The 19,889-nt window shown below is 34.5% G+C and carries 21 protein-coding genes; all 21 read right to left on the bottom strand.

Annotated elements, in window-relative coordinates; genetic code table 11:
* Nucleotides 1–4: 4 nt before the first annotated feature.
* A complete protein-coding gene (locus BN3107_RS05915) occupies nt 5–568 on the bottom strand; it encodes an acyltransferase (RefSeq protein WP_058306697.1) in 564 nt (187 codons plus the stop codon).
* Complete coding sequence (locus tag BN3107_RS05910; protein ID WP_058306696.1) at nt 565–1,650, bottom strand: Gfo/Idh/MocA family protein; 1,086 nt, start codon at nt 1,648–1,650, stop codon at nt 565–567. Before BN3107_RS05910 ends, BN3107_RS05915 begins: the two co-directional genes overlap by 4 nt.
* Nucleotides 1,651–1,662: 12 nt before the next feature.
* Complete coding sequence (locus BN3107_RS05905; protein ID WP_058306695.1) at nt 1,663–2,967, bottom strand: nucleotide sugar dehydrogenase; 1,305 nt, start codon at nt 2,965–2,967, stop codon at nt 1,663–1,665.
* Between the two features lie 41 nt (nt 2,968–3,008).
* Complete coding sequence (locus BN3107_RS05900; RefSeq protein WP_058306694.1) at nt 3,009–3,902, bottom strand: sulfotransferase family protein; 894 nt, start codon at nt 3,900–3,902, stop codon at nt 3,009–3,011.
* Nucleotides 3,899–4,522, bottom strand: a complete 624-nt coding sequence (locus BN3107_RS05895; protein ID WP_058306693.1) for a hypothetical protein — start codon at nt 4,520–4,522, stop codon at nt 3,899–3,901. Before BN3107_RS05895 ends, BN3107_RS05900 begins: the two co-directional genes overlap by 4 nt.
* 230 nt (nt 4,523–4,752) lie before the next feature.
* A complete protein-coding gene (locus tag BN3107_RS05890) occupies nt 4,753–6,816 on the bottom strand; it encodes a glycosyltransferase family 2 protein (RefSeq protein WP_058306692.1) in 2,064 nt (687 codons plus the stop codon).
* On the bottom strand, nt 6,809–7,141 hold the full coding sequence (locus BN3107_RS05885) for a hypothetical protein (protein ID WP_058306691.1): 333 nt from the start codon (nt 7,139–7,141) through the stop codon (nt 6,809–6,811). The genes BN3107_RS05890 and BN3107_RS05885 overlap by 8 nt, the downstream gene beginning before the upstream one ends.
* A gap of 67 nt (nt 7,142–7,208) precedes the next feature.
* Nucleotides 7,209–8,861, bottom strand: a complete 1,653-nt coding sequence (locus BN3107_RS05880; protein ID WP_058306690.1) for a flagellin N-terminal helical domain-containing protein — start codon at nt 8,859–8,861, stop codon at nt 7,209–7,211.
* Between the two features lie 125 nt (nt 8,862–8,986).
* The gene (gene csrA, locus BN3107_RS05875; protein WP_058306689.1) at nt 8,987–9,217 is read right to left on the bottom strand and encodes a carbon storage regulator CsrA; all 231 of its coding nucleotides are present in this window, start codon (nt 9,215–9,217) and stop codon (nt 8,987–8,989) included.
* The gene (fliW, locus tag BN3107_RS05870) at nt 9,217–9,666 is read right to left on the bottom strand and encodes a flagellar assembly protein FliW (RefSeq protein WP_058306688.1); all 450 of its coding nucleotides are present in this window, start codon (nt 9,664–9,666) and stop codon (nt 9,217–9,219) included. Before fliW ends, csrA begins: the two co-directional genes overlap by 1 nt.
* A gap of 12 nt (nt 9,667–9,678) precedes the next feature.
* Nucleotides 9,679–10,269, bottom strand: coding sequence for a DUF6470 family protein (locus BN3107_RS05865; protein WP_058306687.1), 591 nt, complete (start codon nt 10,267–10,269; stop codon nt 9,679–9,681).
* Between the two features lie 95 nt (nt 10,270–10,364).
* Nucleotides 10,365–11,261: a flagellar hook-associated protein FlgL gene (gene flgL, locus BN3107_RS05860; RefSeq protein WP_058306686.1), complete on the bottom strand. Its 897-nt coding sequence runs from the start codon at nt 11,259–11,261 to the stop codon at nt 10,365–10,367.
* A 4-nt stretch (nt 11,262–11,265) separates the two neighbouring features.
* Nucleotides 11,266–12,936: a flagellar hook-associated protein FlgK gene (flgK, locus tag BN3107_RS05855; RefSeq protein ID WP_058306685.1), complete on the bottom strand. Its 1,671-nt coding sequence runs from the start codon at nt 12,934–12,936 to the stop codon at nt 11,266–11,268.
* Between the two features lie 15 nt (nt 12,937–12,951).
* Nucleotides 12,952–13,449, bottom strand: coding sequence for a flagellar protein FlgN (locus BN3107_RS05850; RefSeq protein WP_058306684.1), 498 nt, complete (start codon nt 13,447–13,449; stop codon nt 12,952–12,954).
* A 31-nt stretch (nt 13,450–13,480) separates the two neighbouring features.
* Nucleotides 13,481–13,738 (bottom strand): flagellar biosynthesis anti-sigma factor FlgM, encoded by a 258-nt coding sequence (flgM, locus tag BN3107_RS05845; RefSeq protein ID WP_058306683.1) that lies wholly within the window; start codon nt 13,736–13,738, stop codon nt 13,481–13,483.
* A gap of 530 nt (nt 13,739–14,268) precedes the next feature.
* Nucleotides 14,269–14,688, bottom strand: a complete 420-nt coding sequence (locus BN3107_RS05840) for a TIGR03826 family flagellar region protein (RefSeq protein WP_058306682.1) — start codon at nt 14,686–14,688, stop codon at nt 14,269–14,271.
* A 62-nt stretch (nt 14,689–14,750) separates the two neighbouring features.
* A complete protein-coding gene (locus BN3107_RS05835) occupies nt 14,751–15,443 on the bottom strand; it encodes a ComF family protein (RefSeq protein WP_058306681.1) in 693 nt (230 codons plus the stop codon).
* A complete protein-coding gene (locus tag BN3107_RS05830; protein ID WP_058306680.1) occupies nt 15,440–16,777 on the bottom strand; it encodes a DEAD/DEAH box helicase in 1,338 nt (445 codons plus the stop codon). Before BN3107_RS05830 ends, BN3107_RS05835 begins: the two co-directional genes overlap by 4 nt.
* A gap of 45 nt (nt 16,778–16,822) precedes the next feature.
* Nucleotides 16,823–17,665, bottom strand: a complete 843-nt coding sequence (locus tag BN3107_RS05825) for a DegV family protein (RefSeq protein WP_058306679.1) — start codon at nt 17,663–17,665, stop codon at nt 16,823–16,825.
* 139 nt (nt 17,666–17,804) lie between these two features.
* On the bottom strand, nt 17,805–18,506 hold the full coding sequence (locus tag BN3107_RS05820; RefSeq protein WP_058306678.1) for a response regulator transcription factor: 702 nt from the start codon (nt 18,504–18,506) through the stop codon (nt 17,805–17,807).
* A 115-nt stretch (nt 18,507–18,621) separates the two neighbouring features.
* Complete coding sequence (locus tag BN3107_RS05815) at nt 18,622–19,767, bottom strand: sensor histidine kinase (RefSeq protein ID WP_058306677.1); 1,146 nt, start codon at nt 19,765–19,767, stop codon at nt 18,622–18,624.
* Nucleotides 19,768–19,889: the final 122 nt, after the last annotated feature.

Below are 19,889 nucleotides of genomic sequence, written 5' to 3'. Positions count from 1 at the left end.
AAAATTAATTTACCCTTTCTAAAATTCCGTCAATTAAAGAATATTGCTTTGAACATTCCGTACAATTATACTGATTGTTCAATACATTTCCACACTCACAAACCCAGTTAATTTGTTCTGCAGGTACTCCTGCTACAAGGGCATAATCTGGTACATCTTTTGTTACTACTGCACCTGCAGCTACCATTGCCCAACTCCCTATAGTATTACCACAAACAATAGTGGCGTTTGCGCCAATGGAAGCTCCGTATTTCACTATGGTTCGCAGGTAATTTTCTCTCCCTTTTGGGAATTTACTTCTTGGTGTTAAATCATTAGTAAAAACCATAGAAGGACCGCAAAAAACATAATCTTCAAGTTCGACGCCTTCATACACAGAAACATTATTTTGTATTTTAACATTATTACCAATCTTTACTCTTGAAGAGATATTCACATTTTGTCCTAGGGTACAGTTAGTGCCTATTTGAACTTCAGCTTGAACATGACAAAAATGCCAGATTTTTGTACGCTCACCAATGCTAACGTTAGCATCAATATAACTACTTGGATGTACAATGGCCGTCATTGGTTCCAACCTACCTTTTTAAAATCGTTTGTACTCCCTCTCCGCATAGGTAAAGATATAGCCTTTCCTTTAGCGGCTGACTCATATATAGCTAAAACAAGTTCTAGTGCCCTTCTACCATCCACAGCCGATACATAAGGTTCTCTGTTATTGTTAATCGCATCGATTACATCTGCGTATAATGGAGTATGACCGAACCCATAAACATTTGGTGGGTTTTCTTTATAAGTGGCTTTTATCATTTCAGGATCATCATTAGAATCTGCAAAATTCCATTCTTCTATGATATTAACAGATTTTCCGCCAGCTTTTACAGTTCCTTTTTCACCAAATATATACAGTGTTTCTTCCAAGTTATTTGGATAAACGTTTGTCGTTCCTTCAATCATACCATAGCTACCATTTGAAAATTTTATTAATGCCATTCCTAAATCTTCTGCTTCTATATATGGATGTTTAAGATTATCTGTCATACCAATTACTTCTTCTATATCATTTCCCATCATCCAACGAAGCAGATCAATATTATGTATACATTGGTTCATTAAAGCTCCGCCATCTTGTTCCCATGTCCCTCTCCAAGGTGCTTGATTATAATATTCTTTTTCACGATTCCATCTAATATGAGCGGTTCCATGCAAAAGTCTGCCGAATCTTTCTTGTATTAATGCTTCCCTGATTTTTTGTAGAGACTTGTTAAAACGGTTTTGGTGGCAAGCACTTACTTTCAAGTTTTTTTCTTTCGCTTTATTTATAATATCATCTGCTTCCTCTAAAGAAAGTGTAATTGGTTTTTCGATAATTAAATGACAACCTCGATCCAAACAGTTAATAGCTATCTTCCCATGGTTACCACTTTCGGTGCAAATAGCGACTAGATCTGGCCTTTCATTTTCTATTAACTCAATATAATCAGTATATACGTTAACCTTACTAGTTAATTGATGTTTATCAATTTTCGCTTTGACTTTCTCTATATTCAAATCACAAAAACCTACAATATCCAATTCATTTTCTATAGCTGACGCAATATGATTATCTGCTATTCTACCGCAGCCAATGATAGCATATTTCAAAGTCATTACTGATCTCTCCTACAAAAGTTCTATGTTGCTACGTTTTACTTTATCCTTTAATACATTTTTCGTATCAAATATTACTTCGGCATTTTGGCAAACTAACTCATAATCTACGTTTGTATGAGCTGTTGTAATAATTACAATATCAGCATCATTTATGATTTTTTTTGTTAGAAGACTCTCTCCATATTTTATTTTATCCTTAAAGAGATATTTTTTTACGAAAGGATCGTAAAAATTTACTTCTGCACCTTCTTTTTCTAATTCGTTTATGACTTTGATTGCAGGACTTTCTCTAAAGTCATCGATATCTTGTTTATAAGCTACTCCTAATACCAATATTTTAGATCCGTTAATAGGTTTTTTTTGTTTATTTAATATTTTGCTTACTCTTTCAGCACAATATTCAGGCATTCTATCATTAATCATCATTGAAGATTCTATCATTGATGTATGAAATCCATATTCTCGAGCCTTCCAAGATAAATAATATGGATCTAGCGGTATGCAATGTCCCCCTAAACCTGGTCCAGGATAAAAGGCTTGGAAGCCATATGGTTTTGACTTTGCTGCTTCAATAACTTCCCAAATATTAATCTTCATTTTTTCACATAATATAGCTAATTCATTAATAAGACCTATATTAACATTCCGGTAAGTGTTTTCCAGAATCTTTTCCATTTCAGCAATAGCCGGGGAAGAAACTTTATGCACAGGAGCTTCTAGTATATTTTCATATAAAGTAGCAGCAACTTCAGTACATTTAGCTGTAACTCCTCCAACTACTTTTGGAGTGTTTTTCGTTTTATAGATTAAGTTACCTGGGTCCACCCTTTCCGGAGAAAACGCCAAGTAAAAGTCTTGCCCACACTTTAAACCTGATGACTCTAAAATTGGTTTGATAATTTCCTCGGTTGTACCTGGATAGGTTGTAGATTCTAATACAATTAACATATCTTTATGTAAATAAGGAACTAATTTTTCAACAGAACTTTTTACATAACTAATATCTGGCTGTTGATGTTCGTCAAGTGGAGTAGGTACACATATTGATACACAATCTGCTTGAGCTACTTCAGAAAAATCTGTCGTAGCTTTCAACAATCCTTCTGCTACTAAATTTGAAAGATCCTCGTTAACTACATCACCAATGTAATTCTTTCCTTGGTTTACCATGTTTACCTTTGAATTCTGTATGTCAAAGCCAATTGTTTGGTAACCCGCCTTTGCTTTTTCTACTGCGAGGGGCAGTCCTACATAGCCTAATCCGATTACGCCAAGCGTAGTTGATTTCTCTATGATACTTTGTATTGTTGTCATATAATATAGCCTTTCTAGTACATTAGTCAAATAAGAATATTTTATTCAAACTCATATCCATACAGATTCGCAAGTTCTATAAGAGAATATTGATTTATATCGACTAAAGAAGAAAATTCTTTAGTTACTATAAGTTTCTTTAAAATATTGAAGTCAATACTTGAATTTTGGAACTTTTTTATAGAGTTCTTACTAATTTTCGCCTTAGGATTATTATCCCAACTTTTTAGACCACTTTCTCGTTTAATATTTTTCGATTCATATCTGTCAGAATAAAAATAATCATTGTGAAATTTCGTATCAATAAATTCACAAATTTTTTCTAAGATAATATTAGGTGAATTGACTAAATCTTCATACCTTATTTCTAACACCCTATCATCATTGCGATATTTTTGGATGAAACTTACTGAAGATAGCCACCTTTCTGCCGAATTGGTAAAGGTATATCCTCTCTTCATTAATGATAGAATTACATCTCTCGGATCTCTTACTATATGAATCACTTTAACATTGTCTCCATTAAAATGATTCAAAAAATTCCCAACTGCCATTATATTTTCTGGAGTTTTTTCTACCCAGATTTTCTTGTTTGTCATATTTAAGATATGTTCTTTTATATGAAAGGTAAAGTCTATAAAAGTATTAGCTTGTAAGATCCAGTTTTTTAGATCTGAATAATTCATATTATAGGTTGAATAACTTGTTAGAATTTGTTTACCCGGTTGATTAGGAAAAGGACTATAAGGAAAATCAGGTAATGACTTATTCATAATAAAGTCAAAATTATCTCTAACTAGATTAAATTTTTCATACATTTTATTATTTGAAAAAATACTTAATTCCTCTCCGCATACCATTTCAGGATGCCTATTTAATAAATGACTTAATAAGGTACTACCTGACGATCCACAACAACAAATATTTACAATCATCTATGTTCCACCTCATCTAAAAATGTTGTTCTATTATAAGTTTGCTTAGTAGGTTTAAACAATGAGAGCAATTCAGAATCGTTAGTAAGTGATCCATCTAACAATAAGTTTTCATAATACTTCTTGGCATAAGTATAGAATTCCTTCATTTGACTGAATGATAAATTCTGCATTCTTTTACTTCTTTTATCTTCATCTTCATTAATAAAAAATGGCTGTAATTGATTTTCTAAAGTTTTTCTTTGTTCAATTCCCTCAATAAGAGCTAAAGATTTTTCATAATATAAAATAGCCTCTTCTTTTCTATCTAATAACAGTTGTATTTTTATTATGCTCTTATGTAAATCTGCTCTTTGATTATCAAGGAATAATCCGTAATCTATCAGTTTATATGCTCTTGAAAATTCTTTGTAATTTATTAGAATTTCAATAATTTCTAGAACTAATGGTGAATCTACTACATGTTGATAGATATGGTTATTTTTATCTAACTTATCTAACGTTATTATTATTTCGTTTATGTTATTTTCTTGGGTATTTTTGTTTAATTTATTAATGAAATATTTTATCTTTGGAGTAGCACTATTTAAAGATTTTTTTTTCCGATTTTTATGATTCAAAAGGCCTCACCTATTTCAAATTAATTACGTATATATTTCCTTAGTAACTCCTCAATCACTTATGTTATAAATTTACGAAATAAAAATAAACAACTACTTAGCTAATTATTAATTCTATCAGATATTTGATGGTTATGTTTTGTCATAATTAGCAATATGATTCATAACTTTTTAGTGTATCAGGCTTTACAATGAATTATTTTTTTGTAGAGTTACTTATTTTAAAATACTTAAGGTTGTTGAGAACCTTCCAAAGAAGTAATCTTATTTAGTATATCATCCTGCTCTTCATCTGATTCCGATTTAATTAATGCTTCTTCATACATTTCCATAGCTTCTTCATACATATTTTTTTCTATTAAACCCTTTGCTATATCCTGATATAACTTACCCAAATATATTTCCAAATATTTTGCAAATGGTTTATATACATCAACTGCTTTTTTATAATAAGAAATCGTAGTTTTTACATCACCTTTTTTAGCAGATTGTGCAGATAAATAAAGCAATATAAATAATTGATGTTCCATATCATCAACTACACTGTAATTAATTCGCAATCTATCCACTTGATAAAGCAAGTTAATATAATTTTCTCCACTAGCAATATATTGATTAAAGGCTTCAAATAAACGTTCATCTTTTAATTGCTTATTCTCTTCCTTATTCGCTTTTTCCTGTTCATGTAACAATATAGGATTCGAAATTGCACAGTAAACTCTATTTGTTTGGAAATCACTAGTTCGAATATTTGAAGTTGAGTACATATAATCATAAAAATATGAACTTAAGTCAGTACTCTTTTCAAAAGAATATAAAACTAAATGTTTTATATATCTTGAACTTGCTTTTTTTAATTCTTTCAATATTGGGAAGTTAACACTAATTGCTATTTCAAAGATCACATAGTAATTTTTACCTAAAGTAGTTATATCATAACTCTGAAAAAACTCTTTAATAAGGATTGATTGTACTCGTTCATCATCCATTGACCTTATATTATTTAACATACCATAGGAGGTTTCTTCGTCTGCGAATATTGCACTTATATCTCTTATAACTTTATCATCTTTATTATTTAAAACCTCTTCGACTAGATTTTCGATTTCGGTTGGATATTCAGTTTCATGGAAATGGACTATTAGATACTCTTTTAGAGCTGTATAATCTTCTGATTTCAAATACAATTCAATAGCGAGTTTATTTTTGGCTTTTGTATTATTAACAAGATGGATATATTCATTTGCAATTTTAAACTCATTAATTTCTATCGCCGTCATAATTAATTCTTTAATAACATTTAATTTATAATTTTCTTCAAAATAAATTACTTCAAGACTAGCATCATCAAAAATCGATAAATTTTCTCCAATTTCATAAAGTTTAAGATACCTTCTATAAGCGTGAATTGCTTCATGATACATTTTTATATTATATAAACCTTTAGATAGAATAAAAAATAAGTCAATATATTGATCATTAAATTGTAATCCCTCTTCAGAAATTTCAACCGCTTCATTGTAACACTTATTCAGTAATGCTAAATTCGCATACGTCAAGTAAATATATAGTTTAATTTGTTTATTTTCTTTCATTACTTTATAAGCCGTTCTGATTTGTTGTAAGGCTTCGATATGATCTCCATGCATTCCCAAAGACTTTGCTAATTGATATTGATAATATACATTATTAGGATCTTTTAAAATTTCTCTTTTTAATATAGTGGCAGTACGATTGAATTTATTATCCATCAGTTCTCTATCATCATTAATATAGCCATAATGATTAAAGTATATATTGGTATTGTATACAGGTCCATTAAAAATGGGTTGATTATGGATGGCACCATCGTATGATAAATTCCCATTTTTAAATATCCGGCAACTTGGAGTAATAATTGTCTTAGAGCCATCTTTATAAAGAATATTATTGGTTAATAACTGAATGGCGTTATAATTATCAATATCATTAGAATTTAATAGTTTAATGATTTTATCCAATTCAATAAATTCCTCATCAGCATCTATTATAAAAACCCATTTACCATTTGCAGCGGAAATTGAATAATTTCTAATTTCAGAAAAGTTATCTTGCCATTTTCGATAAAAGATTTTTTTAGTATATTTATTTGCAATTTCAATAGTGTTATCTATAGACCCGGTATCCACAATTATTAATTCAACATCACTTCTATCCAAAAGTGGGGTTATACTTTGTAAACAACGTGATAAATTACTTTCTTCATTTTTCACCATCATACAGATACTTATCAAGTAACTATTCTCTTTATGCATGGATAATATGCTCCTCCCAGTGTTGTAATAAAGGATAGAGTTCATATTCTATTATATTAGATACAAGTGAATAATTCTTATTTTCCATCTCATTTAGTATTAATTCCAATTTTTCATTTATTTCTTCTATTTCTATTTCTGTATAATTCTCTTCTATTATAGAAACGCCCTCAAGTAAAACATTTAAATCTTCAAATATAAATTGAAGCTTCTCATTTCCTTTTTCGAACTCCATTTTATTAAAATGCTCAATTGTTACATTGAATCTTTGCAATAAATTATTTAACATTTCTTTTATTGTAATTTCTAATTCTTTTTGCTCCATGGTATTTCATCCTTTTTTGTATAAGAAAAGCCGACCTCAGTCGGCTTTTCCATAATAATTCAATCAATTATCCTAGCAATTGTAGTACTGATTGTGGTTGTTGATTTGCTTGAGCTAACATAGACTGAGATGCTTGAGAAAGAATGTTTGCACGAGTCATCTCCATCATCTCTTTGGCCATATCGACGTCACGGATACGAGATTCCGCAGCTGATAGATTTTCTGATGAGTTATCTAAGTTGGCAATAGTATGTTCTAGTCTGTTTTGTACAGAACCTAAATTAGATCTTTCTGAAGAAACTTTCTCAATAGCATCGTTAATTGCTGTGATTGCAGCTGAAGCATTTTCATGAGAAGAAACATCTAGTGCTGCTTCTGCTTTAATATCATTAGTACCATTTGTTACACTATTTGCATCTGTATAACCTAATTGACCTGCGTTTCCAGTAATTCCTAGCGCTGAAGCTCTCATATCACTAATATTAAGATTAATTGATTGGCCTTCATTAGCACCAATTTGGAAGGTTGAAGTAAATCCTGAGCCTTGAGCACCTGCATCTACTACTTGTTCTACATTACTTAAGGTATTTGTCATCTTTAGTGTAGACAGAGGAGTTCCACCATTATCTGCAACAGAGAAATCTCGTCCACTCTCTGAAATAAACTGCACCTCATCATCTTTAGATAAAGAAGCAGTAATTTCACCATCTAATCCAGCGTCTTGAAGAGAAGCATTAAGGTCATTAATCAATTGAGCTCTTCCTGCATTAGTATCCTCATAATCTCCTTCTTTCAAATCCACCGTATAACTTGGATAGTTAGCATTACCAGTATCGGTTGTTCCAAGCTGGATAGTAAGCGATTCATTAGCTCCAATAGAAGCACTAGTTACAGCCGTTGTTCCAGCAATCCCTACCCGTTCCATGGTAGTTGGATCACCTTCTACTTCAGTACCATCAGCTATTTTTAAAGCTTCAACACCATCAGCACTTAAGCTGAAACTTATTGAACTAGAAGAACCTTCTGATTTTGATTCAATATTTAAAAATCCATTACTATCATATGATACATCTGCGAAATCAGATAACTTTTGTCCACCTGAAGTTACATTCTTTAAAGCTTCAATATTAGCACTACCAGAACCAGCTGCGAAGTCCAAACCTTGTAAATCAAAAGTTCGATTATCTATGGTTATTGTATTATCGCCCGCTGTAGTAGAAAGTGTTGTAGCCCCTGCTGAAGCTGTTCCCACAGCAGTTGCACTGGTAGCTTCAGTAATAGCATCACTATTACTTGAATCCATCCCACCATTAAGAACTTTCTGTGTATTAAATTCAGTAGTATTACCAATACGGTTAATCTCGCTAGTTAATTGGTTAATCTCTTTCTGAATTTCTTCACGATCCACATCTACGTTTGTATCGTTGGAAGCTTGTGTTGCAAGTTCACGCATACGTTGTAGAATATTATGTGTTTCGCTTAATGCACCTTCAGCAGTCTGAATCATAGAAATACCATCTTGTGAGTTACGGCTTGCTTGATCTAAACCTTTGATCTGAGCACGCATTTTTTCAGAAATCGCTAGACCTGCTGCATCATCACCAGCACGGTTAATACGAAGACCCGATGATAGTTTTTCCATAGAATTTTGTGTAGCGTTTTGATTGATTCCCATTTGGCGATAAGTATTCATCGCTGGAATATTAGTGTTAATAATCATAAGTATTGTTCCTCCTTGAGAATTGTAAGTTTCCACATCCTTGTGGTTGTATACTAATTAGTGAAAGCGGCCGCCAGTCACTGAATTAGTTCCTACTTATACTATCGGTAAATGTTACTAGATGTTTAATACTTTTTATCACTTTTTTTTATTAATTCGAGTAAATTTGTCGAAATGTCCGCTGCTTCATTGTTTTCTGCTTGAATTGCTTGATAAATCTCTTGCCTGTGAATTTCAACATTTTTAGGGGCAGAGATTCCTAATTTAATTTGTTCACCATCTATTGCTAATACTTTTACTTCTATCTCATCACCGATTTGAATCGCTTCATTTAGTTTTCTAGTTAGTACTAACATTATTTTTCCCCCTCTGTATTGGAGGTTTGCTTGAATATTTTTTCTTTTGATGTGTATTTTGTATTACCGGTTATATATTGTTTCGCTAATTTTTGATTTTGATTGATGACTATTGGTGCTTGTAAATTTGCTGTACTCGTTGCAAGTGGGTCTTTAACCGTCATAATCGCTAACACAAGTACATCATTTTCTTGCTTGATCTTCAGTTGTTCGATTGTTGTATCATCTAATTTAAATTCGTAATCTTTGACAAAAAGAAATGGATTTACTACCACAAATGCTGGATCAATTGTTTCTGTCGATTGCAACACTTGAAATAAGCCGTTCTCCTCAAAACTTAATAGTATAAAATCTTTTTTTTCTAAAAAACCTGGTATTCCTTGTGGAAAATGAATGACTTCTTCTTGATTGATTTCGATTTCACCGAAGTATTTCGTATTAATTCGCATAGTTTCACCTTTCTATACTTCCATTTCAAAGTTATTGCCGACAAATTTCACATTGACAAAATCAATATTAATGGAGTTCTCTTGTTCTAGATAAACATCAATACCGCCTCGTTGGTAATTAAATTGATTTTTCGTTGGTTGAGTACTTATTTGGGGTGGATTTGCTTTAGCGTTTATATCAACTTCCGCTGGTTGATAATCAAACTTCACCGCATCACCGGAAGGTATCCAGCCGATATTAAATTGTTTTTCGGGTCGTTGGCCATTTTGTTTTGCGATTATTGCTAAAGGATTGCCACCGTTTTCAATTTTCATAAGCATATCACCTTGGCGACGGCGTTTTTTTGCCCCTTCTATTGCTGTTTGCATGGCTTTGTCTGCCATTCTGCTAACCGATTCTTCAGTAGGAATAATCCCAACATCTGCTAAGGCTTTTGACTGATCGATGGTTAATTTACCTTTTATCGTATTAATTTGCAGGTCTGCTTTTGGTTGTTTGATTTCTTGTTTGGCTGGTCCAGCTTCAATCGATAATTGTGCATTTCTGGTTTGAATACCGATCATCGCGTTTTGCTGTTGGATTCGTAATTGAGGTAACTGCATATGAATCCCTCCATTCACATAGTGAGACTTTCATCAACCTAACACCGTGATAAAAAGCCTCACCTTTTTTTAAAAATCAAGGTAAGGCTTCAGTATTAACGTAAAAAGTCTAATAAAGTTGGTTGTATAATTCGTGCTCCACCACTTAATGCCGCTCGATGGACTGCTTCTTGAGATGTTAAATTCATAATCACTTGCTCCATATCAGCATCTTCATTCTTAGACATCATATCTTTTGCCGTTACTGCTTGTTCCTGCACACGATTTTCAATCAAGTCGATTCGATTTTGTCGTGCACCTAAATCAGCACGTGCATTTACATTATTATCAATATGTGTATCCATTCTGCTAATAAATTCGCCTAAAGCTTCATCATCGTTTCCTTCACGAAGCTCTTCTGCAAAATCTGTTAGATCAGAGAATAATTCTTCGTTAAAAATACTGTCCGGTTGTACATTTACTCGAATTTTTGTTCCATCTGATACTTCTATTCGAACGTCATCATTATTAATTGGATTAACAAACGTACCATCATCATTCAATACATATGGTTTGTCTCCACCATTACCAGTCGTTTCTGTTCCACTGAAAATGTATTTGTTATTAACCTTTGTATTCGCAATCTCAAGCACATGTTCCTTTAACTGCTCAACTTCTGATGCGATATTGCCACGTTGTCCTTCTTCATACGTTCCATTTGCACCTTGAACTGCTAATTCACGAAGACGTTCTAAGCCTTTTTGTACCTTATCAAGTGCAGAATCAGAGTTGTCCATCCAATTATGAACTTCACCAATATTTCGCTCATATTGCTCTACTTGGTTTACTTGTGTTCGATAATCCATCCCTTTCATCGCTACAACTGGATCATCAGAGGGGCGGTTGATCTTCTTACCTGTTGATAATTGCTCCATATATTTTCCTAAACTATTATAACTGCTACTTAAATTACGTAACATATTGTTCGTTAACATACTTTGAGTGACACGCATTTAATTACCTCCCTACTAAGCCCATGTTATTAATGATTCGGTCCAACATTTCGTCGACTGCTGTCATGTTTCGTGCTGCGGCATTATAGGCATGCTGGTATTGAATCATATTGGTCATTTCTTCATCCAATGAGACAGAACTGATTGCTTGTCGTGATTCTTCTACTTGTTGTCTTAGAATCTGTGAGTTCCCTTGCATACGTTGTGATTCCTGAGCAACAACACCCATTTCCCCGATAACAGATTCGAAATAACTTTTGATCGTTGCTTTATCATCTAGTTGTTCGGGATTTGTATCGTCATATGACAGAAATTCTTCTACCCGTTTGGTATAGGCATTTGCTAACTCTGTAGCATTTTCACCATCACCCGGTGCACCAGAGCTGCTTGCCGCAATGAGGTCTGCATCCTCTTGGATTGCTTCGACAACTGAGATCGTGTCTGCTGTCGTTCCGGTGAAAAAGTCGCCACCTGGTACAGCGTCACCTGCAGCATCAGTCGTTAAGGTATAGCCATTATTGTGTACAGCGTTAAATTCGGTCACGAAATTCTCTACCATGCGGTCTAATTTCGTAAGCATCTCATTAATTTCGCCTGATGGTGTGCCATCTTCATTACCTGTTCCATCATATTGGAACCCTTCCAGATAGCCAGACCCATCAATCAATGCCTTGAGCTTCCCTTGAACATCGTAATTACTCGCATAGATATGTACTTCATTGTCATAATTAGCTGCAAGATTTTCTGTTTGTTCTTCAACGGTTAAATCTCGGTCAGGTTGGTCAAAAAATAGTGCTTTTAAATTATTATCACTATCAAAATCGCTAAAAACATGTCGAACTGCTTCATCACTACCTAATTCAACGCCTACACTGCCATCAACAAGCTTGATTGCCTCATTATTACCATTTTCGACATCATCACTGTCTGTGATTAATGTTACCGTTGCAATTCCTTGAGCAATTGGGCTTGGTTGACCTGAACTTTTACGGTAATCTACTTTTATATCTACATATTCTGAAAGTTCATCGATTAGGCGGTCACGTTCATCATACAAATCATTTGGTACATAACCATGTGGCTCGATTTTCGTTATTTGACCATTTAACTGATTGATCTGATCAATTAGCGAGTTCACTTCGGTATTATCGACACCAATTTCATTCTTTAGATTGGCTCTGACGTCCTGCAAGGAATTATGGACATAGGAAAAGGCATCTGCTAAGGCATTACCACGCTCTTTTACTACTGAACGAGCACCAGAATCCTCAGGGTTTACTGATAAATCCTGTAATGATTGCCAAAATAAATCGAGAGTTTGTGATAACCCTTCATCTGTCGGTTCATTTAGAATCGATTCCATTTTTGACATCATATCTGCTTTCGATTCGTAAAAGCCAACCTTCGTATTTTCTTGACGGAATTGTTTATCAATAAAACTATCACGAATTCGCTCAACGGAACCTGCTTCGACACCACTACCAATTTGCCCTGGTATTTCTGGACGATTTCTCGATGCAGGTGGATATGGTGCAGTTGGACTCATATTAACTCGCTGTCTTGTATAGCCTTCTGTGTTGGCATTGGCGATGTTATGTCCTGTCGTATATAGGGCTGCTTGTTGGGTATGGAGTGCACGTTTCGCCACTTCCAATCCATTAAAAGTTGATGGCATGCTCTTTCCTCCTACTTATGCTTTCGAATCAAATACCGAACGTTTTGGAGCAGACGTATCAGGTTGTTTTTTGGTTTTTCCGTAATTCATATTCTTTATCGATGGTTGCATCATATCAAGTGATAGTTGAACGAATTGCAACGATTGCTGGGTTAGTTGTTTGTTTAAATCCTCTTGCCGACGTAACTCCATCAATTGCTCTGCTAACGTTAAGGTAACCTCTTCTAAATCTTTTTGATCCGCTCCACTTGTATGCTCTTCAATGATAGTCGATACGGTGATAGTTGTTGGATCTAATTGGTTAGTCTCTGCCCACTGATGAACAGCCTCTAATCGTTTTTGCTCGATTTGATTGATGGCCTGAACATGTTTTTGTTCATTCTTCAACAATTCTTGCAAATGATCCATGTTTCCTTCTTTCAGTATTTCAGTCTTCTGTTTGGAAACATGTACTAAGCTATCATGTAACTCTATCAATTTTCTTAGATGGTCAATAATCGTTTGAACGGACATTGATTCGTCTGCTCCTTTTACTTACGTTTTATTAGGCTTTCCAGAAATTCAGGATTTTCTTCGCTGTTTCTTGTGTATTTACTTGGTACTCACCGGCATCTACTTGTTGTTTAATTTCATTTACATACTTTTGGCGAGCGTCTTTTTGTTGCATTTTTAATGCTTTATCTGAAATTTCCAGTTGATCGGGCTTGTAGGCATTGCCAGTCGATTTCGTATCGTTTTTTTGGATGTTCTTTTGATTTTGATATGGGTTAATATTGGAATGATTTGGTCCATGAATTTTCAAGACCTTTCACCTCTTTCCTTCCTTCGCACGTAGTGATTTAACTATTATATCGGACGATTCTTTTAAATGTTTAATGATTCTTTTAGTATATCTGTTTGGAGTAGTATTGAGAAGAGGTCGAAAGTAGGAGAAATAGCTCGTTTATCACTAAAAAGAGACTGGTTTAATATATTGTACAATTAGAGATAACCAAACGATTGTTCAAATAGAACTTGAAATCGTCTGAATTTTAAGCTATTAGTAAAAACAGCGAAGATTATTACATTCGTTTAGTATGGCATAATTTTTCTTCACGGGAATCAGTACATTCTTGACGGGAATTAAGTCTCTCTTCACTGGAATTCATTTGTTCTTGACGGGAATTGTCTTCTTCTTCACGGGAAAAATGCTTTATTCCCGTCTAGCGGATGATAATTCCCGTCAACAGTAACTAGATTCCCGTGAAGAAATCAACATATATAGGTAAATATCTGAAATAAAACTATTTATATTCCGGTCACAGTGATCCTCCGACTACTTTACAAATTATACTAGTTCTTGTTTCTTGTAAAATACGTGCGGGCCTTTTTGTTTTCTTCTTCTTGATTTTTACGCTTGATTCGTTGCAATTCTTGTTCGTGACGTAGGTCAGATGAGATATCGGTTGTGCAGTTATCGCATAACTTACCACGAGCGATTGGTTCACCACACCGCTCACAAGGGTAACTTAAATTTGGAAATTGCGTTGATCTCAGTCGATTATCTTTAACAAATTGTAGAATAAGATCCTCTTTCACTTCTGTTGCTTCGACAATTTCTGGAATGGTTGCTTGGCGATTTTCACGTTTTTTTAAAAAATTGTAAACGATTTGAAATAATCTTTCATCCTCTTTTATACATTCTGGACAGACCGATTTGGTTGTTTTAACAAACACTTTATCACATCTGGCGCAATTTGCTAATTCACCCATTATTAGCACCTCTCTCTGTTGGATTTTGTTATATTATATCATAACTAAATAGGTTTATAGAACTATCTAACTAAAGTGAAACTGTAGATTTTCGCACATCCTGCATCTTTTAATACTTTTGCTGCATGATGAATCGTCATACCTGTTGTATATATATCATCGACCAGAAGCACATTGGTTTGAAGCTTTTGCGTTAATTGAAATGGATTTTTTGTTGTCATTCGTTCTTTTTTTGATTTTTTCGACTGTTTTTCTGAATGTTGTGAGTTTCTTTCTAAGGCATTTACGATCGGAATATGGGATTTTGCTGCAATGATTTCAGTAATTGCCTCTGATTGGTTAAATGCTCGTTCCTGCAATCTTTGTTTCGTTAGCGGAATCGGCACAATTGTTAGTGATTTAATGGGAAAAAGACTAGAGATCTTTTGAGAAATAGCCTCTTCAAAAATTGAGATTAATTGATAATCGCCTCTATATTTCCACTGAGCTATTATATCCTGCATAAAAGGGTTGTATTGATAAATCGAGCGATTATATTCGAGGACCGATTGAAAATTTTCTGACGCTAACCACTGCTTACAATCGGAACACACTTTTTCTTTCGTTGATCTTCCACATTTTTCACAAATTACATCTGTTATCGCCTGAAGCTGGGCTCTGCAATCATGACATAAGTTATTAGTAGAAGCAGAAATGAAGAGCGTCGACCATGTTACCGATTGGTCAATGCTTTCCTGACAATAGATGCAATTCATAGTTTCATCCCCTTCTTATTCATCATCTTAATTTGGGTAATTGCTTGTTCGATGGCAGTTGTTTTCCCTTGATGGATTAACACTACTTCACCTGTCGGATCATCTGGACTTCTCCCAGCCCTTCCTGCAATTTGTACTAAAGCTGCTTCATCGAAGACTTTATGTCCTGCGTCAAGAACGACAACATCAACAGAGGGAAACGTTACACCACGTTCTAAAATAGTAGTTGTAATCAATACATCTATCTTTTTTTGACGGAAATCTATGACTTTCTCTTTTCGCTTCGGATCCCCTGCATGAACTGACTCTGCCTTTAAAAGAGTGGCCACCTTCTCTAACAAGGCAATGCTCGGAACAAAAATAAGTAACTGTCGCTGATTTGTACGTTTATTGATAAAGTGTTGGAGTGTATTAGGTTGGTTTCCTCGTTTTAGTTTTTTTCTTAAATTCCACTCTATTTGCAGTTGAGGGATTGGTAAGGGATGTCCATGATAACGAATTGGAACAAAAATGGTGGGAAGTTTCTTTTTAGAAATTTGTTTTTGCTGGCTTGGTCTCGGGGTTGCGGTTAAATAGATTTTTGTCGCATCTTCTTTGCATGCTCTGTTTGATAGAAAAGGTAGGGTTGGATCATGATGAAACGGGAAAGCATCGATTTCATCAATAATCATTAGATCAAACGCCTCTTGATAGCGAATTAATTGGTGGGTTGTACTAATGACGAGTTGGCCTATTTCGGTGCGGTCAGGTGAATCTGCATACAAGGCCTCGGTCTCTGTTTGCGGAAATGATTGTTTGATTCGGGGAAATAGTTCTCTTACAACATCTGCTCTAGGCGTTGCAATACATAGACGTCGATTTTCTTTAATCGCAAGTTCTATCACTGGGAAAAGCATTTCCGTTTTACCAGATCCGCAAACGGCCCAGACTAATTGTTCGGCTTGATGAGATGCTAATGCCTTTTTTAATGTTTCTGCTGCTAGTTGTTGATGTTTCGTTAAGGTACCTTTCCAATTACAGGGGTTTACTTGTTTTGGCCATTTCGGCGGATCACCAGTCCAGGTCGTGAGATGCTCACAAGCTAATACTCTTCCAGTGGCGATACAATTCCGACAATAAAGATGTTGACTTTGACATCTAGCACATGGCAGGTTGGCAAATAATGATTGTTTGCGATTACCACAGCGCAAGCATTGGTACCTGTTATATTTTTGTTCGATACTTGGATGTTTTTTAATTTGATTGGTGCGGTGTAAATAAGAAATCGTAGCTGTACTTAGTGGAATTTCTTGAGGTAATAAGAGTTTACCGGCGAGGAAGTCAGAAAAATTCATTAACTATCTCCTTTTTTTAGTGAGAAGATGGGAAAACCCACCTTCTTATTTTTTGTACCAGCCTAGGCCAAGTGCTCCTTCACCCAAGTGGGTTCCGATAACTGGACCGAAATAACTTACACATACATCCACGTTTTCAAAACGAGATTCTAACTGGTGTTTCCATTCCATTGCTTCTGCTTCACGATTGGCATGAATGACAGTAGCTTTGATTGGCGCTCCTTTTGATGCATCTTCTTCAAACAATTGAAATATACGCTTTAATGCCTTTTTCTTTGTTCGAATTTTTTCATAAGGAACGATCTTAGTATCTTCAAAATGAAGAATTGGTTTGACCTGAAGCATACTTCCAATTAATGCTTGTGCGCCATTTAATCGGCCGCCACGGTGAAGGTGTGTTAAATCATCTGCCATAAAATACGCTCTTAATGACGTTTTCATTTGGTGGAGCCTTTTCATAATTGTTTCGGCATCTTGTCCATCTTTCGCCATTTCTGCTGCTTCTAATACATAAAAGCCTTGGGCCATACAGCTGATTTCAGAGTCGAACGGAAATACGTTGATATCCTCTACCATCGCTTGGGCAGTCACAACAGATTGGAATGTTCCGCTAATTCCACTTGATAATGTGATAAAAATAATTTGATCATGTACTTCTGCCAGCTCTCTTAACTTTTCGGTAATCAATCCAATCGAGGGTTGTGAAGTTTTCGGTAATTGCTCTACTTCTCTCACTTTTGGGTAGAATTCATCCGTGGTAATATCTACTTCCTCTTGATACGATTCTGTTCCGAATACGACATTAAGTGGGACCATATGTATATTCATTTGATTTCTTTGTGATTCTGATATGTATGCGGTACTATCGGTGATTATAGCAACTGTCATGGTTTAATCGTACCTTTCTACTTTTGTTTTGGATATACTTATTATATTCTACCTAATATTGTCTACTTTGCATAGTCCAAACTAATTGGATATACAGTATCTAGGTGAATAAAAAAAGCCCCTTTTCAGGAGCTTTTTTCTATAATATCTCAACCCAGCCTTTTTTAATAGCAATGACTACTGCTTGGGTACGGTCTTTTACTTTCATTTTTTGTAAAATACTACTCACATGGTTTTTAACTGTTTTTTCACTAATATAAAGAGATTCTGAGATACCTTTGTTACTTTTACCTTCTGCTAACAATTGTAACACTTGGCATTCACGTCTTGTCAGAAGGTGAAGTGGTTTGCGGTGTTCAATATCTTTTAATCTGGATAGTGTGTTATCAGAATCATATAAAGCATCTTCTTCTGAAACAAGTCTGCGATATTCTTTCACAAGATTATGAGTGACTTTCGGGTGTAGGTATGAACCTCCCTCAGACACTACAGAAATCGCGTCGATCAAAGCATCTGAATCCATTTCTTTTAATAAATAACCTTGAGCACCTGACTTTAATGCGTGTGTCACATAGTTTTCATCATCATGTATCGATAAAATTATCACTTTAACTCCAGGATATTTTTCTAATAATTCAGCAGTCGCTTCTACACCATTGACATCAGGCATGTTAATATCCATAAGCACAACATCTGGCTTATATTTTTTTACAAGCTCTGTTGCTGTTGATCCGTCATCACCTTCTGCTAATACATTAAAGCCATCTTCCAATTCTAAGATCCTCTTTACACCTTCACGAAACAACTTGTGGTCATCGATTAATACGATATTGGTTGTCATAATTAAAATCCTCCTCGATATTTTGATTAACTTCTACTCTATCTGCCATTACCTTTGTTGTATTGTTTCTATCTATTTACTTGTCCATCATCCCTACTATTATACCTAATTTTTGTTAATTTGCATGAAGATTTTCTTGGTTTAGTGGAATTTTAAAGAAAACTTGTGTACCTTCTCCAACTTTACTATTGATTCGAATGTCTCCACCAAGCATTTCAATACGTTCTTGCATTCCTATTATACCAAATGATTTTTCTTTTTTCTGAGATTGCTCAAATCCCTTGCCATTATCAGTAATTCCCACGATAATCCGATCACATGTGATATCAAGGTTGACCTTAATTTCACTTGCCTCAGCGTGTTTGATTGCATTCTGAATCGATTCTTGAATGAGACGAAATAATGCGACTTCATATTGACTGTCCAATCGTTCATCAGATGACTTATATGTGAAATGAATGTTAGAATGCTGATCTTCTAACGTTGAAATATACTTTTTTATGGTTGGTACTAACCCAAGGTCATCTAACGCCATTGGTCTTAAGTCATATATAATCCGTCTTACTTCATGTAAAGAATCTCGCACCAGCTTACGAACACCACGCATTTCTTGAACCGCATTATCGATATCTCCTTTTTTGTAGGTGCGATCGATGATTTCAGAGCGTAACATTATATTTGCTAACATCTGTGCAGGCCCATCGTGCATTTCTCTTGATAAACGGCGACGTTCTTCTTCCTGGGCTTCAATAATTTTTAAGCCGAATTGTTGTTTTTCCTTGGCATCATCAATTAGATCGGATACTTGTTTAAAATCTTCACTCAAATAATTAAGCACAATTGAGATTTTACCAACTAGCCCTTCAGCACGGGCTACCATCTGTTCAATCGCTTTCAACCTTAATTCGATTTCATTTCTGCGTTCTCGCAAAACCTTTTCCTTATCTCTTTTGACAACTAGTTCTGTTTGCAGTTGATGGGCATGATCATATGCTTTCCTAATTTCTTGTTCCGAATATTGATGAAAGTTTTTACTGAGTGTTGACAGTTTTTTCCTTGCTAACTTGGTTTTCTTATCTAACTGATCTCCTTCGTCTATGACGAGGGCAACATCCTCTTTCAAAATAGAGAGTTCTTTATTCAGATTCTCATGTTCTTTACGAGAATCTTCAGCAATTTCAAACACTTCATCTTTGCTGTTTTTTACTGTATCTATCATCTCTTCTATTATATAATTTAATGTACGGTCATTATTTCCCATATATAAAAACCCTCACTATCTAGTGTCATTCATACCATACGAATTATATAGTTCTTTTTTAGGGGGTAGTTTTAACATTCTTTATTCCCTATTACATTCATTTTACACTTTTTATTTTTGAG

This window comes from Gracilibacillus massiliensis (assembly GCF_001458115.1).
GTDB classification, from domain to species: domain Bacteria; phylum Bacillota; class Bacilli; order Bacillales; family Amphibacillaceae; genus Gracilibacillus; species Gracilibacillus massiliensis.
The sequence above is the reverse complement of the archived record's forward strand: the minus strand, read 5'-3'. Positions and strand labels throughout refer to the sequence as shown.

Excerpts from the sequence above, each read along its gene's own strand:
- BN3107_RS05915 (WP_058306697.1), bottom strand. The coding sequence starts at position 568 with ATGACGGCCATTGTACATCCAAGTAGTTATATTGATGCTAACGTTAGC.
- BN3107_RS05910 (WP_058306696.1), bottom strand. The coding sequence starts at position 1,650 with ATGACTTTGAAATATGCTATCATTGGCTGCGGTAGAATAGCAGATAAT.
- BN3107_RS05905 (WP_058306695.1), bottom strand. The coding sequence starts at position 2,967 with ATGACAACAATACAAAGTATCATAGAGAAATCAACTACGCTTGGCGTA.
- BN3107_RS05900 (WP_058306694.1), bottom strand. The coding sequence starts at position 3,902 with ATGATTGTAAATATTTGTTGTTGTGGATCGTCAGGTAGTACCTTATTA.
- BN3107_RS05890 (WP_058306692.1), bottom strand. The coding sequence starts at position 6,816 with ATGCATAAAGAGAATAGTTACTTGATAAGTATCTGTATGATGGTGAAA.
- BN3107_RS05885 (WP_058306691.1), bottom strand. The coding sequence starts at position 7,141 with ATGGAGCAAAAAGAATTAGAAATTACAATAAAAGAAATGTTAAATAAT.
- BN3107_RS05880 (WP_058306690.1), bottom strand. The coding sequence starts at position 8,861 with ATGATTATTAACACTAATATTCCAGCGATGAATACTTATCGCCAAATG.
- csrA (WP_058306689.1), bottom strand. The coding sequence starts at position 9,217 with ATGTTAGTACTAACTAGAAAACTAAATGAAGCGATTCAAATCGGTGAT.
- fliW (WP_058306688.1), bottom strand. The coding sequence starts at position 9,666 with ATGCGAATTAATACGAAATACTTCGGTGAAATCGAAATCAATCAAGAA.
- BN3107_RS05865 (WP_058306687.1), bottom strand. The coding sequence starts at position 10,269 with ATGCAGTTACCTCAATTACGAATCCAACAGCAAAACGCGATGATCGGT.
- flgL (WP_058306686.1), bottom strand. The coding sequence starts at position 11,261 with ATGCGTGTCACTCAAAGTATGTTAACGAACAATATGTTACGTAATTTA.
- flgK (WP_058306685.1), bottom strand. The coding sequence starts at position 12,936 with ATGCCATCAACTTTTAATGGATTGGAAGTGGCGAAACGTGCACTCCAT.
- BN3107_RS05850 (WP_058306684.1), bottom strand. The coding sequence starts at position 13,449 with ATGTCCGTTCAAACGATTATTGACCATCTAAGAAAATTGATAGAGTTA.
- BN3107_RS05840 (WP_058306682.1), bottom strand. The coding sequence starts at position 14,688 with ATGGGTGAATTAGCAAATTGCGCCAGATGTGATAAAGTGTTTGTTAAA.
- BN3107_RS05835 (WP_058306681.1), bottom strand. The coding sequence starts at position 15,443 with ATGAATTGCATCTATTGTCAGGAAAGCATTGACCAATCGGTAACATGG.
- BN3107_RS05830 (WP_058306680.1), bottom strand. The coding sequence starts at position 16,777 with ATGAATTTTTCTGACTTCCTCGCCGGTAAACTCTTATTACCTCAAGAA.
- BN3107_RS05825 (WP_058306679.1), bottom strand. The coding sequence starts at position 17,665 with ATGACAGTTGCTATAATCACCGATAGTACCGCATACATATCAGAATCA.
- BN3107_RS05820 (WP_058306678.1), bottom strand. The coding sequence starts at position 18,506 with ATGACAACCAATATCGTATTAATCGATGACCACAAGTTGTTTCGTGAA.
- BN3107_RS05815 (WP_058306677.1), bottom strand. The coding sequence starts at position 19,767 with ATGGGAAATAATGACCGTACATTAAATTATATAATAGAAGAGATGATA.